This is a genomic window from Caulobacter sp. GW822-FHT07D08 (assembly GCF_058798735.1).
On sequence record NZ_JBXAKU010000007.1, the window covers coordinates 268,160 to 280,446 of the forward strand.

General features: G+C 69.4%; 9 protein-coding genes. 4 read left to right on the top strand and 5 right to left on the bottom strand.

From position 1 onward, the window contains the following. The 4 genes from treF to AC1RJ9_RS15540 all read right to left on the bottom strand — a co-directional run bounded on the left by treF (nucleotide 1) and on the right by AC1RJ9_RS15540 (nucleotide 6,010). Complete coding sequence (treF, locus tag AC1RJ9_RS15525; RefSeq protein WP_492839469.1) at nucleotides 1–1,578, bottom strand: alpha,alpha-trehalase TreF; 1,578 nt, start codon at nucleotides 1,576–1,578, stop codon at nucleotides 1–3. 148 nt (nucleotides 1,579–1,726) lie between these two features. After that, a complete protein-coding gene (locus tag AC1RJ9_RS15530) occupies nucleotides 1,727–4,300 on the bottom strand; it encodes a TonB-dependent receptor (protein ID WP_492839467.1) in 2,574 nt (857 codons plus the stop codon). 58 nt (nucleotides 4,301–4,358) lie between these two features. Beyond that, nucleotides 4,359–5,462: a FecR family protein gene (locus AC1RJ9_RS15535; RefSeq protein WP_492839466.1), complete on the bottom strand. Its 1,104-nt coding sequence runs from the start codon at nucleotides 5,460–5,462 to the stop codon at nucleotides 4,359–4,361. Nucleotides 5,463–5,470: 8 nt separating this feature from the next. Next, nucleotides 5,471–6,010 (bottom strand): RNA polymerase sigma factor, encoded by a 540-nt coding sequence (locus AC1RJ9_RS15540; RefSeq protein ID WP_492839465.1) that lies wholly within the window; start codon nucleotides 6,008–6,010, stop codon nucleotides 5,471–5,473. Nucleotides 6,011–6,271: 261 nt separating this feature from the next. Between AC1RJ9_RS15540 and AC1RJ9_RS15545 the strand changes: the two genes are divergently transcribed. From AC1RJ9_RS15545 to AC1RJ9_RS15560, 4 genes are all read left to right on the top strand, one after another. After that, on the top strand, nucleotides 6,272–7,858 hold the full coding sequence (locus tag AC1RJ9_RS15545) for an MFS transporter (RefSeq protein WP_492839464.1): 1,587 nt from the start codon (nucleotides 6,272–6,274) through the stop codon (nucleotides 7,856–7,858). Further along, nucleotides 7,855–8,952, top strand: coding sequence for an HlyD family secretion protein (locus AC1RJ9_RS15550; RefSeq protein WP_492839463.1), 1,098 nt, complete (start codon nucleotides 7,855–7,857; stop codon nucleotides 8,950–8,952). The genes AC1RJ9_RS15545 and AC1RJ9_RS15550 overlap by 4 nt, the downstream gene beginning before the upstream one ends. Then, nucleotides 8,952–10,334, top strand: a complete 1,383-nt coding sequence (locus AC1RJ9_RS15555; RefSeq protein WP_492839462.1) for an efflux transporter outer membrane subunit — start codon at nucleotides 8,952–8,954, stop codon at nucleotides 10,332–10,334. Before AC1RJ9_RS15550 ends, AC1RJ9_RS15555 begins: the two co-directional genes overlap by 1 nt. Nucleotides 10,335–10,541: 207 nt before the next feature. Continuing rightward, complete coding sequence (locus AC1RJ9_RS15560; protein ID WP_492839461.1) at nucleotides 10,542–11,582, top strand: substrate-binding domain-containing protein; 1,041 nt, start codon at nucleotides 10,542–10,544, stop codon at nucleotides 11,580–11,582. Nucleotides 11,583–11,637: 55 nt separating this feature from the next. On the opposite strand, the gene AC1RJ9_RS15565 is transcribed toward AC1RJ9_RS15560, so the two are convergent. Further along, nucleotides 11,638–11,997, bottom strand: coding sequence for a GFA family protein (locus AC1RJ9_RS15565; protein WP_492839460.1), 360 nt, complete (start codon nucleotides 11,995–11,997; stop codon nucleotides 11,638–11,640). Between the last annotated feature and the right edge of the window lie 290 nt (nucleotides 11,998–12,287).

The window sequence follows — 12,287 nt, forward strand, 5'->3', positions numbered from 1 at the left end:
TTACTTTGCCCCCTTCACCTGGGCCGGCTCCATCAGCGCCCGCGTCACGCCATTGGTCCAGCCGAAGCCGTCCTGGGTGGGATACTCCCCGCCCCCGCCGGCCTTGGCCTCCTCGACGTCGTACTTCTCCAGCATCTTGCCGCTGGCCTGGTACTCGCGCTCCACCGTGGCCAGCCAGCGCTTGGAAATCTCGGCGGCCAGGGCGTCCTCGCCGTAGCGGCGCAGGCCCGAGACGGCCACCCACTGCAGCGGGGCCCAGCCGTTGGGGGTGTCCCACTGCTGGCCGGTGCGGACGGTGGTGGTCCGCAGGCCGCCGGGGGCCAGCAGCACATCCCAGGCCTTCTGGGCGACGGTGTGGGCCTGCCGCTCGTCCGTCGCGCCCGTGAACAGCGGGTAGAAGGTCGCCGCGCTGAGATCGTCCAGGCGCCGGCCGGTCTTCCACTGGTAGTCGACATAGCCGCCCTTGGCGTTGTCCCAGAGATAGAAGTCGATGGCCTCGCCCCGGTCCTGGGCGCGACGGTCGAAGTCGCGCTCGCAGGCGGTGTCGGCCAGCTGGCCACAGCCCTTGGCGATCGCCTTCTCCAGGCCGAACATCAGGCTGTTGAGGTCGACCGGGACGATCGAGGTGGTCTGGATCGTCGCCAGGCTCTTACCGTCGGCCATCCAGCGCGAGGAATAGTCCCAACCGCTCTCGGCCCCGGCCCGCAGGTCGCGAAACACCTCGGCCGGCGCACGGCCGCTCTTGAGCGCGGTCTCGAGATCCTCGCGATAGGACTCGTCCCGCGGCGTGTCGCGGTCGTCCCAGTAGCGGTTGAGGACGACGCCCTTGGCCAAGGCCACCACGCGGCGGTGGGCCTGGCCGGGCTGGAGGTCCTTTTCACCGTCCATCCAGAAGGCGTGCTCGCGGCGCATCAGGTCGACGCGGGTCTTGAGCACCTTGGGGTCGGTCGCGCTGGACAACCCGACCATGGCGAAGAAGAACGGCGGCTGCGAGCGGCTGAGATAATAGGTCCGCGCGCCATTGGGGATATGTCCGTAAGCCGTTATCAGGCCGCCGAAATCGTCGATCATGCTCTCGACCAGATCGTCGCGGCCGTCGGCCTTCAGGCCCAGCATCGTGAAGTAGCTGTCCCAGTAGTAGATCTCGCGGAAGCGCCCGCCCGGCACGACGAACGGCTTGTCCATGGCCAGGGCCGAACCGCCGGCCACGGGCTTGACCGGCGGCCGGGTCAGGTGCGGCCAGAGCGCGGCGATGTGATCCTTGAGCGGCGGCCGCGCGGCGCTGGGCTTGGGCGCGGCGGCCGCTTGCGGGACCACGAAGTTGGCGGTGACAAAGCGCTTCAGCTCGGCGTCGCTGAGCCTTGAATGGGCTCGATAATCGGCCAGGATCTTCGCCGGAGCGCGCCTGGGGACCGCGTCGACGAAGGTCTTGCCGTCCGGGAAGATTCGCCGCGTCTGAACCTGGTGGAACAGCTCCTGGTAAGTGTCCGCCGGCGTTGGGATTTTCGCGGTGCCTTGGGCTTGGGCTGTCGAGGCCAAGGTCAAGACGGCTAGCGTCGTGGCGATCAGACGGACCATGCAGGACCTCAACTCAAATCAATCAAGCCGTCTCCCCGGCGAAGGCCGGGGTCCAGGTTCGGCCCGAGCGATGGACGATAATCCGAAACGCTCCGACCTGCGATCTGGACCCCGGCCTTCGCCGGGGAGATCGGGGGTGGGGTTACCGTTAAAAGTTATACCCCACCGACAGCCGCACCGACCGACCCAGGATCGGGCGGGCGTTGGCGCCGCTGGTGGAACGCGGATCGCCCTCGGTCAGGCCATGGCTGTCGGTCAGATTGTCGGCGGCCACCTGAACGCTGAAGTCGCCGACGTTGAAGATCGCGCCCAGGTCGACCTTGGTGTAGCCCTTGAGCTTCTGGGTGTTGGCGTTGTCGCCCCAGCGATCGTCCACCGCGCTGACCGTGCCGTAGAGCGTGGTCGCCACCGACCCCAGCTGGACGTCGTAGCTGGGCGTGAAGCGGATCTGCCAGTCGGGCTGGCGCTGGGCGCTCTTGCCCTGGTTGCCGGGGATCGAGGACTTCTTGATCTCGGTCTTCTGCAGCGTGCCGTTCAGCGCCAGCGACAGGCCGAAGTCCGAGCGCCAGCGGCCGTCCAGCTCCAGGCCGTGGGCCTTGTTGGAGTTGGTCTCCAGCGTGCCGCCGACATCGGCGAACTTGGCCCCGTCGAAGGTGTTGGCGAAGCCCGTGGCGTAGAGCTCGAACGGGCCCGAGCGCAGCTTGTAGCCCAGCTCGTACTGCTTGACGCTCAGGGTGTCGGTCAGGTTTTCGCGGAAGTTGTCGAAGCTAGGGAACTTGTAGCCCTTGGAGTAACGGGCGAACACGCCGGACATTTCGTTGAGGTCGTAGTTCAGGCCGACCGTGTACGAGGTCTTGGACTGGTCGTAGTCGACGGTGCGAATGGCCAGGCCGTCCGGATAGCCGTTGCCGTCGTCGACGACATAGTCGGTCTCGAACTTCTCGCGGCGCACGCCGACGTCCAGGCGCAGGGGCTCGGCGATCCGCCAGCTGTCGGCCAGGTAGACGGCGTTGACCTTGCCGTCGCCGTTCGACAGCAGGCCATAGGCCCAGCAGCCCGAACCGCTGCCCGCCGTCGCCAGATTGGCGCACGAGACGTTGGCGGCCAGGTAGTCGCCATTGGCCTTCACCTGCATCGGCTTGAAGTTGCCGATGGTCCAGAAGTCGTCCGACGAGAAGCTGGAGGCGTAGTAGCCGGCCGAGATCGAGTGGTCGCCGACCTTCTTGTTGAGGCTGAAGTCGTTGGTCAGGGCCTGGATCTGCTTCTCGACGATCCAGGCGCCCCAGTTCTGGACGTAGTCGCCGGTCCCCAGGGCCGTCCCGCCGCGCGTGCGGACCGGGCCGCCGATCACGGTCGCCACCGAGGCGGCCGTCACCGCCCCGCCGTCGGGCACAAGGCCATAGGTGTTGGCGTCGCCCTTGGTGAAGCTGAAGCGGTCGCGCACCGTCCAGCCGTCGCCGAAGTCGTGCTCGAAGCTGCCGCCGGCCACATAGCCCTTCCAGCCCCGGCCATCGGCCAGGTCGAAGCTTCGGGTCGCGCCATTGGCGTGGACCTGCAGGGTCTGCTGGCGCGAAAGCTCGCCCAGCTGGGTGTATTCGCCCTTGTCGATGCCGGGCACATTGATCGCGAACGGCAGGTACCAGGCGCCGTGGTCGTCGGTGAAGCGGGCGTAGAGATTGACCTTGCCGTGCTCCAGCCGCTTGGTCAGGTTGACCGTGAACTGCTGGCCCTTCTCGTTGTCGAACTGGGTGTCGCGCACGCCCGGCGAGCGGGTCACGTAGCCGCCGGCCATGAAATAGAGGTCATCGGCCAGCTTGCCGCTCATCACCCCGTCGATGCGGCGCAGGCCGTAGTCGGAGGTCGTGGCCTTGACGAGGCCCTTGGTCTCCTCGCCGCCTTCCTTGAGCATGAAGTTGGTGGTCAGGCCCGGCTGGCCGTTCGAGAAGATCGGGTTGGGACCGCCGCGCAGGGCTTCCATGCGCGAGATCGTCTCGTCGACGCGGAAGATCGACGAGTTCTCCAGGAACGACAGGGTCGAGGGCGGATAGATCGGCGCGCCCTGCAGCTGGATGGTCAGGAACTCGGCGTCGCCGGTGGCGGGAAAGCCGCGCACGAAGACATTGGCCCCGGCCACGCCGCCCGAGGTCTCGACCCAGACGCCGGGCACCAGGCTCAGCAGCTCGGCGCTGCTCTTGGGCGAGGCCTTGAGGATGTCCTGGGCGCTGACCGTGGTGACCGCGAAACTGGCCGACAGCTTGTCGATACCGGCGCCGCCGGGGGTGCCGACAACGATCACTTCGTCGACCTGGGCGGGCTCTTCCGGACGGCTTTGTTCTACGGCGGCGGCCGGCGCGGCCGATTGGCCGGCGGCGCTGGCCGAGACCAGCAGCGGCCGCTCGCGGATGGCGTAGACGCCACTGGCGGTGGGCTGGGCCACCAGGTTCGAGCCGGCCAGCAGGCGGGTCAGGCCCTCGTCGGCCGAATAGGCGCCCTTCAGCTTCGGCGCGCGCTTGCCTCGCGTCAGGTTCTCGTCGAAGGCCAGTTGCTTGCCCGAGGCCCGGCCGAAGGCGCGCAGGGCGCCGGACAGGTCCTGGGCCGGAATGTCGAAAGTCCGCTCCGGGGCCTGTTCAGCGCGGGCCTGCGCCGCGACCGGCGCGGCCAGGGCCATCAGCACGGCCGCCGAAGCGCCCAGCAGCCAGCGTTGCTCGAAAGACTTGCTCATACGTCCCTCCCTCGCGCCGCTTGTTCTGTGTATCGGCGCTTTTGGTCAGTTAGACGCCTCACTCCACGGAGGACTCACCACCGACGGTGAAGTTTTTTGGCTGGCGCTGGAACGCGCGCAATACGGTCTCGCCGCCCTGGCCGCTGACGGCGCGCACGGGCAGCACCGCGGTGACGCCGTCGACGAAGGCGCGGGTGTCGCCCGAGGTGAAGACGCCGCTGATCCGTAAGGCGGCCACGCTGGGATCGCCGATCCGCAGCTTCTCGCGGGCATAGCGATTGACCCGCTCGACGGCGAGGCTCATCGGCTCGTCCTGGAAGACCAGTTGGCCGCTCTCCCACGCGGCCGCGCGGTTCGGATCGGCCGGCGTGACCGAGGCGGCCTCGGAATTGACCTGGGCGACCAGCTCGTGATCGGGCGTCAGCGACTTCTCGGTCGGCGCGCCATTGACCCTCAGCAGCGGCGGCGGACGCCCCTTCGCGCCCTCCCCGTCCAGCACCGCGACGTGGCCCTCGTAGAGCACCACCCGCATCTGGTCGGCGACGCGTTCGACGCTGAAGGTGGTGCCGGTGGCGACCACCAGCTTGCCGCCGGCCGCGACCGAGAAGGGCCGCAGCGGGTCCTTGGCCACCGCGAACTTCGCCCGCCCCTGCTCCAGCCACAGCCGGCGGCGGTCGCCGTCATAGCGGACCTTCAGCACCGTGGCGGCGTCCAGGGTGACGCGCGAGCCGTCGGCCAGCTCGACGATGCGCCGCTCGCCCTCGGTGGTGCGATAGACGTCCGGCAGGCTCGAACGCCAAGCCAGGCCTCCGCCCAGGGCGACGGCCGCGACCAACGCCGCGGCGGCGCTCCAGATCGCGACGCGCGGGCCGGGCTTCCTGGCCCACTCGTGAGCCCATTGGCGGCGCTGGGCGCGGCGCAGGTCGTTCAGCGCCTCGCCGCGCAGGGCGATCATGCCGGGGTGCGAAGCCTGCTCGTCCACCGCCCGCCAGGCGGCGACGGCGTCGTCCAGCAGCGCGCGATGGTCCGGATCGGCGGCGAACCAGGCGTCCAGCGCCAGTTGCTCGGCCGGCGTCAGTTCGCCCTCCGACAGGCGCACGCACCACTCGGCGGCCTGATCCAGGGAAAGGTTCAACGCCAGGTTCATCTTGTCGTCGTCCATGGGGGTGCTCATTCGCCCGCCCTCAGCTTGCGCGTCAGGTGGCCCATGGCCTTGAGGATGTGTTTCTGAACCCCGCTGGTGGTCATGCCGTACAGCGTGGCGAGTTCGGCCTGCTTCATGCCTTCCAGGCGATAGAGCAGGAAGATGGCGCGGGTCCGGTCGGGCAACTCGCGCAGGGCCCGCGACACCGCGCCCAGGTCCTCGCGGCCCTGCAGGATGCGGGCGGGGTCCAGCGGCTCCTGGTCGAAGGTCTCGCCCGCGACGGCGGCGCGATAGCTGGCCCGCACCCGCTCGCGCCGCTGGCGGTCGCGCAGCAGGTTGGCGGCCATCTGGAAGATATAGGCGTCGGCGTTCTCCATGGCCGGGTCCTCGACCCGCGCCAGCTTGGCGAACAGCTCTTGGGTCATGTCCTCGGCGTCGCTGTGCGTGGCGGCGCGGCGCATGAAGAACGCCATCAGCGCTGGCCTGTAGCGCCGATCCAACCCTCGAAGATCGTGTGGCGCGACCTGCCGCACGGCGAAACCCTCATGACTGCTCACGACAGTCATGACGCACAAGGCCCCCGAACGCACACCGGTCCCGCGAAAGTTTTTCGCGCGGCCGGGCTGAACCCCGCTCCATGGCGCGGTCCGGCGGCCGCTCACGCCCGAGGAGCCAATTTTCGCCGAGGCGGCGATGGAATTGTTCAAGCGGCGAGCGCCAAGCGCCCTTTAAGCCGGCCTCATGACCCGGCGTTCGCCTGCCCCGCCCCCCGGCCTCTCGCCCAAGCCGCGCGCGCACGCTACAGCGTGGGCAGCAAGGACGGTGGCATGAGTCATTCCGGTATCGACAGCCTGCAACCGCACGAGCGGCCGATGTTCCCGGGGTCGCCGGCGACGCCCGACTTTTCCCCGCGCGTCCGCATTGGTTATGGCTGCGTCGGGGTGCTGCTGGCCTTCACCAGCGCCATGGGCACGGCGCTGATCACGGTCAACCTGCCCAGCATCCAGGGCGCGCTGGGGCTGGATCCGGCCCAGGTCTCCTGGCTGCCCACCGCCTATGCGATGACCTCGATCTCGATGAACCTGCTGCTGGTCAAGTTCCGCCAGCAGTACGGCCTGCGCCTGTTCGTGCAGCTGGCGCTGGGGACCTATCTGGCCGCGGTCGTGGCCCACCTCTTCGTCAACGACTTCGCCTCGGCCCTGGTCGTGCGCGCGGCCAGCGGCGTCGCCGCCGCGCCCCTGACCACCCTGGCGGTCTTCTACATGCTGCAGGCCTTTCCCCAGCCCCAGCGGCTGGCGGCCTTCGTGCTGGCCTTCGGCCTGCCGCTGGTGGCCACGCCCCTGGCCCGCTGCTTCTCGCCGGATGTCCTGGAGCTGGGCCAGTGGCGCACGCTCTACCTGATCGAACTGGCCCTAGTACTGGCCACCCTGGCCGCCGTGCTGGCGCTGCGCCTGCCGCCGTCGGAGCGGCTGAAGGTGTTCGAGTGGGCCGACTTCGTCACCTATCCGCTGATGGCCGTCGGCCTGGCCCTGATCTGCGGGATACTGGGCCAGGGCCGGCTGGAATGGTGGTTCGCCGCGCCCTGGATCGGCGTGGCCCTGGCCGTCGCGGTCGTGCTGATCATCGCCGCCCTGGCGCTGGAATGGCATCGGACCAATCCGCTGCTCGACCTGCGATGGGCGATCACGCCGGACTTCCTCGGCTTCATCGCCATCGCCTTCCTGACCCGGGTGCTGCTGGTCGAGCAGAACGGCGGCGCCGCGGGTCTCCTGTCCGTGCTCGGCATGGGCCAGGAACAGACCCGAAGCCTGTATTTCGTGATCATGCTGGCCACCCTGGCCGGCGCGATCGTCGGCGCCCTGACGATCACGCCACAGACCGTGCTCTTCCAGATCATGATCGCCGTGGCGCTGATCGGCGCGGCCGCCTATATCGACAGCCATTCCAACGACCTGACCCGCCCGGCCCAGCTGTACGTCAGCCAGTCCATGCTGGGCTTCGCCACGGCCCTCGTCCTGGCCCCCACCCTGCTGATCGGCTTCGTCCAGGTGCTGCAGCGCGGCTGGCGCTCGTTGCCCACCCTGATCGTCTCGTTCAGCATCGCCCAGAACCTGGGCGCCCTGTTCGCCACCGCCCTGTCGCAGACCTTCCAGTACGACCGCATGCGGTTCCACTACGCCCACCTGGTCGGCCAGCTGGACGCCTCGATTCCGTTCGTCGCCGACCGCCTGCGCGCCGGTCCGACCGCCGTCGCCGCCGTGGCCGGCCAGGCCACGCGCGAGGCCGGCATCCTGGCCTATAACGACCTCTTTCTGCTCCTCCTCGTCATCGCCATGCTGACCCTGATCGGCACGGCGATCTTCACGCTCCGCGCCATCGCCAAGATGAAAGCCGCGCAAAGGGCCGCTCAATGACCGACGCCGCCGCTCCCTCGCCCTCGCCCGAAGCGGCCGAGGCTCTGCGCCACCCGCCCCGCATCAGCCCCGGGACCCTGGCCATCGCCGTCACCGCCGCCGTGGCGGCCGTGCTGGTCATCCTGTTCGTCTGGCGGCTGCCGCCCTTCGTCACCACCCTGCAGGTGACCGAGAACGCCTATGTCCGAGGCCAGGTCACGGTGATGGCGCCGCAGGTCAACGGCTATGTCGTCGAGGTCGCCGTGCAGGACTTCGACCACGTCAAGCAGGGCCAGGTGCTGGCCCGCATCGACGACCGCATCTACCGGGCCCGTGTCGAGCAGGCCAGGGCGACCCTGGCCGCCCGCGAAGCCGATCTGGCCAACGCCGATCAAGCCCAGCGGGCCCGCGCCGCCGCGCTCCAAGGCCGCGAGGCCGAGCAGGCCTCTGCCTCGGCCCAGGCCGCCCGGGCCCGCGCGGACCTGGCCCGCATCAACGACCTGGCCTCGGACGGCTCGGTGTCGCTGCGCGAGCGCGACCAGGCCGTGGCCACCCTGCGCCAGACCGAGGCGGCCGTGCGCCAGACCGCCGCCGGCGGCGAGATCGCCCGCCAGGACATCCGCTCGGTCGTCGTCTCCCGCGAGGGCCTGAAGGCCGCCGTCGACGCCGCTCGCGCCGCGCTTCGCCTGGCCCAGATCGATCTGGAAAACACCATCATCCGCGCCCCGCGAGACGGTCAACTGGGCGAGGTCTCGGTGCGGCTGGGCCAATACGTCTCGGCCGGCACGCAGTTGCTGGCCCTGGTTCCCGCCCGCCTGTGGGTGACGGCCAACTACAAGGAAGCCCAGACCGCCCACATGGCCGTCGGCCAGCCGGTGACCTTCACCGTCGACGCCCTGGGCAAGACGACGCTGCGCGGCGTGGTCCAGGACCTGGCCCCGGCCACCGGCTCGGAGTTCGCGGTGCTGAAGCCCGAAAACGCCACCGGCAACTTCGTGAAGGTCTCCCAGCGCATCCCGGTCAAGATCGTCATCAGCCCGAACCAGCCCCTGGCCGCCCGCCTGCGGCCGGGCATGTCGGTGGTGACCAAGGTCGACACCAAGGGCGGCCGCTGATGCGCCGCTCGCTGCCCCTGCTGCTGGTTGGCGCGGCGCTGTCGGCCTGCGCGACCACCGCCGCGCCCGAGCGTCCGGCCTCGCCCGTTCCGCCGCCAGCCGCCTGGCGGACCACGCCGCCAAATTCCCAAGGCGCTCAAGGCGCGCTGACCGCCGATTGGTGGACCCTGCTGGGCGACGCCCAACTCAACGCCCTGGTCGACAAGGCCCTGGCCCGCAACGCCGACATCGCCCTGGCCACGGCCCGGGTCGACGAGGCGCGCGCCCTGTCCCGCGCCGCCCGTTCGGCCCTGCTGCCGACCGTCGACGCCGTGGCCGGCCTGCAGGGCTCGCGCCAGCTGGACGCCTTCGGCAGATCCTACGAGTCGACCGCCGAGCAGGTCGGGCTGCGCGTGGCCTACGAGGTCGACCTGTGGGGCCGGGTGCGCGATCTCGACGCCGCCGGGCGAGCCAGCCTGCAGGCCAGCGCCGCCGCCCGCGACAGCGTCCGCCTGGCCGTCGCCGCCACCGTGGCGCGGGCCTATGTCGGCCTGCTGTCGCTGGACGCCCAGCTGGCCGTCGCCAGGCAGACCATCACCGCCCGCGAGGCTGGGCTGCACGTGATCACGCGCCGCGAAGGGGCCGGCTATTCCACCAAGCTGGAACGCGACCAGGCCCAGGCCGAGTTGGCCGGGGTCCGCCGGCAGGTCCCCGCCCTGGAGCTGGCCATCGCCCGCCTGGAAGCTTCGATCAGCGCCCTGACCGGCGATCCGCCCGGTCCCGTGGCGCGTGGCGGCGACCTCCTGGCGCTGCTGAGGAGGCCGATCCCGGTCGAGGCCCCCGCGAGCCTGCTGGCCCGCCGCCCGGACATCGCCCAGGCCCAGGACAGCCTGATCGCCGCCGACGCCAGCCTGGCCGCCTCGCGCGCCCAGCTGCTGCCGCAGCTGCGCCTGTCGGTCTCGGCCGACCGGGCGTTCACCGACGCCCTGCCCGATCCTGTCGCCCTGTGGAACGTCGGGGCCGGCCTGGCCCAGCCGATCTTCAACGGCGGCCGGCTGAAAGCCCAGGTCCAGGCCTCGGAGGCCCGCAAGGCCCAGGCGGCGGCGAGTTATCGCGGCGTCGTCCTGAACGCCTTCGCCGAGACCGAGACCGCCCTGCGCGCCGTCGACGCCCTGCAACGCCAGGAGAGCGAGATCGCCGCCCAGCGCGCCGCCATCGCCGAGGCCGCCCGCCGCGCCAAGGACCGCTACCGCGCCGGCTATGCCTCGTACCTGGAGCAGATCGACGCCGAACGCGGCCTGCTGGCCGCCGACCAGGCGGTGATCCAGGCCCGCGAGGCCCGCGCGGTCGCCGCCATCGACCTGGCCCGCGCCCTGGGCGGCGGCTGGACGCCGACACCCTGAGACTCGCCCCGGCTCTGCCGGTTCACCCGAAGCACGCGCCGGCAAGCTTCACCAAGGAAGACGGCGAGGTCGTCCAGCGCTGACCCACGCCACCATCGTCCGCCCACGGATACTGTGTCGCAAAACCGTCGTGGAACCGTGACAAAAGACCTTGCATTGCTCCGGCAGGGTCCCACAGTCCCCCCGGACCACATAGGATTTGACGACATGAACAAGCTCCTCGGCGCGGTCGCGACGATCGCTCTGCTCGCGGTGGCCGACCAGGCGCACGCCGCCCGCGACTACGTCTGGGCCGCTGGCTCCTCGACCGTCTTCCCGTTCTCCACCCGCGTCGCCGAAAACTTCTCGAAGAAGACCGGCAAGAAGTCGCCCAAGGTCGAGAGCCTGGGCACCGGCGGCGGCATCAAGATGTTCTGCGGCGGCGCGGGCGAACAGTTCCCCGACATCGCCAACGCTTCGCGTCCGATGAAGAAGTCCGAGTTCCTGGCCTGCCAGAAGGCCGGCGTGAGGGACATCGTCGAGATCAAGGTCGGCTTCGACGGCATCGTCGTGGCCGCCGACAAGAAGTCGCCGGACTACAACTTCAAGCTCGAGCAGCTCTATATGGGCCTGGCCGACCAGGCCGCGAAGGGTAACGCGACCGTCAAGAACCCCTACAAGACCTGGAAGGACGTCAACGGCGCCCTGCCGGCCAACCGCATCCTGGTCTACGGCCCGCCGCCGACCTCGGGCACCCGTGACGCCTTCGTCGAGCTGGCCATGGAAGGCGGCGCGTCGAAGATCCCGTTCCTCGCCGCGCTGAAGAAATCGGACGAGAAGAAGTTCAAGGCCATCGTCTCGCCGACGCGCACCGACGGCGGCTGGGTCGACGCGGGCGAGAACGACAACGCCATCGTCGGCACCATCGAGAAGACCCCGAACGCCCTGGGCGTGTTCGGCTTCTCGTTCCTGGAAGAAAACGCCTCGCGCATCAAGGGCGCGGCCATCAACGGCGTGAAGCCGACGCCGGCCTCGATCGCCAGCGGCCAGTACCCGCTGTCGCGCTCGCTCTACATCTACGTGAAGAAGTCGCGGGTCGGCGTGACGCCGGGCCTGAAGGACTTCGTCGCCGAGTTCGTGTCGGACTCGGCCACGGGCCGCGGCGGCTACCTGCAAGGCCGCGGTCTGATCCCGCTGCCGCCGGCGGCGCACGCCCAGATGAAGAGCAAGGCGGGCGCCATGCCGGCCATGCCGATGCCGAAGGAATAAGGTTCTCTCCGAACCTGAATTTGGGAAAGGCGGTCACTTCGGTGGCCGCCTTTTTCTATTCCGGCTTCTCCCAGGGCGGCCTGTCCGGAAGAAACTCGTCGAAGCTCGGCCGCACGCCCGGATCGTCGTCCAGGCAGCTCGCGGCGATGGCCAGGATCCGGCCGCTGTCAGGATCGCCCAGCGAGGTTCCGCAGCGCTTGCAGAAGCTCCGCGTGAACCGGAACGGCGGCTTCGGGCGGTAGCGGGTCAGGAGCTCCTGCCCCGCCAGCCAGTGGAACGCCTCGGCCCGGACATAGGCGTAGACGCCTGAACCGGCCTTGCGGCACCGCGAGCAGTGGCAGATCCCCATCAGCAGCGGCGGCTCGAACAGCTCGAAGCGGACGCCGCCGCAACAGCAGCTACCCTTGATCGACAATACGCATCTCCTTGATCACCCAATCCTTTGAGTGATCTCGGGAAATTGCGCCTCCCCTGCCGCCAGCTGTGTGTCAGCAGGGTGATTGGGCGGGTGAGTCAGGTTGTCGCGGTTCTGTCAGCCCGCGCCATGAGAGTTTCGATCCGAAACCCCAAAAGCGATTGGTTTGAAGTTCGGGGAGCGGTGAAGAACAGATTTTCCGGAACAGCTGCGCGAACGATGGCTTTGCGAATGATCAATGCGATCTTGGCGAAGACCCCCATTTTCAGCGCCACACATGTCAGCTCGAA

What these genes read in the sequence shown, in the direction of transcription:
- AC1RJ9_RS15535 (WP_492839466.1), bottom strand. Translation starts at nt 5,462, where the DNA reads ATGGACGACGACAAGATGAACCTGGCGTTGAACCTTTCCCTGGATCAG.
- AC1RJ9_RS15560 (WP_492839461.1), top strand. Translation starts at nt 10,542, where the DNA reads ATGAACAAGCTCCTCGGCGCGGTCGCGACGATCGCTCTGCTCGCGGTG.
- AC1RJ9_RS15545 (WP_492839464.1), top strand. Translation starts at nt 6,272, where the DNA reads ATGAGTCATTCCGGTATCGACAGCCTGCAACCGCACGAGCGGCCGATG.
- AC1RJ9_RS15540 (WP_492839465.1), bottom strand. Translation starts at nt 6,010, where the DNA reads ATGACTGTCGTGAGCAGTCATGAGGGTTTCGCCGTGCGGCAGGTCGCG.
- AC1RJ9_RS15550 (WP_492839463.1), top strand. Translation starts at nt 7,855, where the DNA reads ATGACCGACGCCGCCGCTCCCTCGCCCTCGCCCGAAGCGGCCGAGGCT.
- AC1RJ9_RS15530 (WP_492839467.1), bottom strand. Translation starts at nt 4,300, where the DNA reads ATGAGCAAGTCTTTCGAGCAACGCTGGCTGCTGGGCGCTTCGGCGGCC.
- treF (WP_492839469.1), bottom strand. Translation starts at nt 1,578, where the DNA reads ATGGTCCGTCTGATCGCCACGACGCTAGCCGTCTTGACCTTGGCCTCG.
- AC1RJ9_RS15555 (WP_492839462.1), top strand. Translation starts at nt 8,952, where the DNA reads ATGCGCCGCTCGCTGCCCCTGCTGCTGGTTGGCGCGGCGCTGTCGGCC.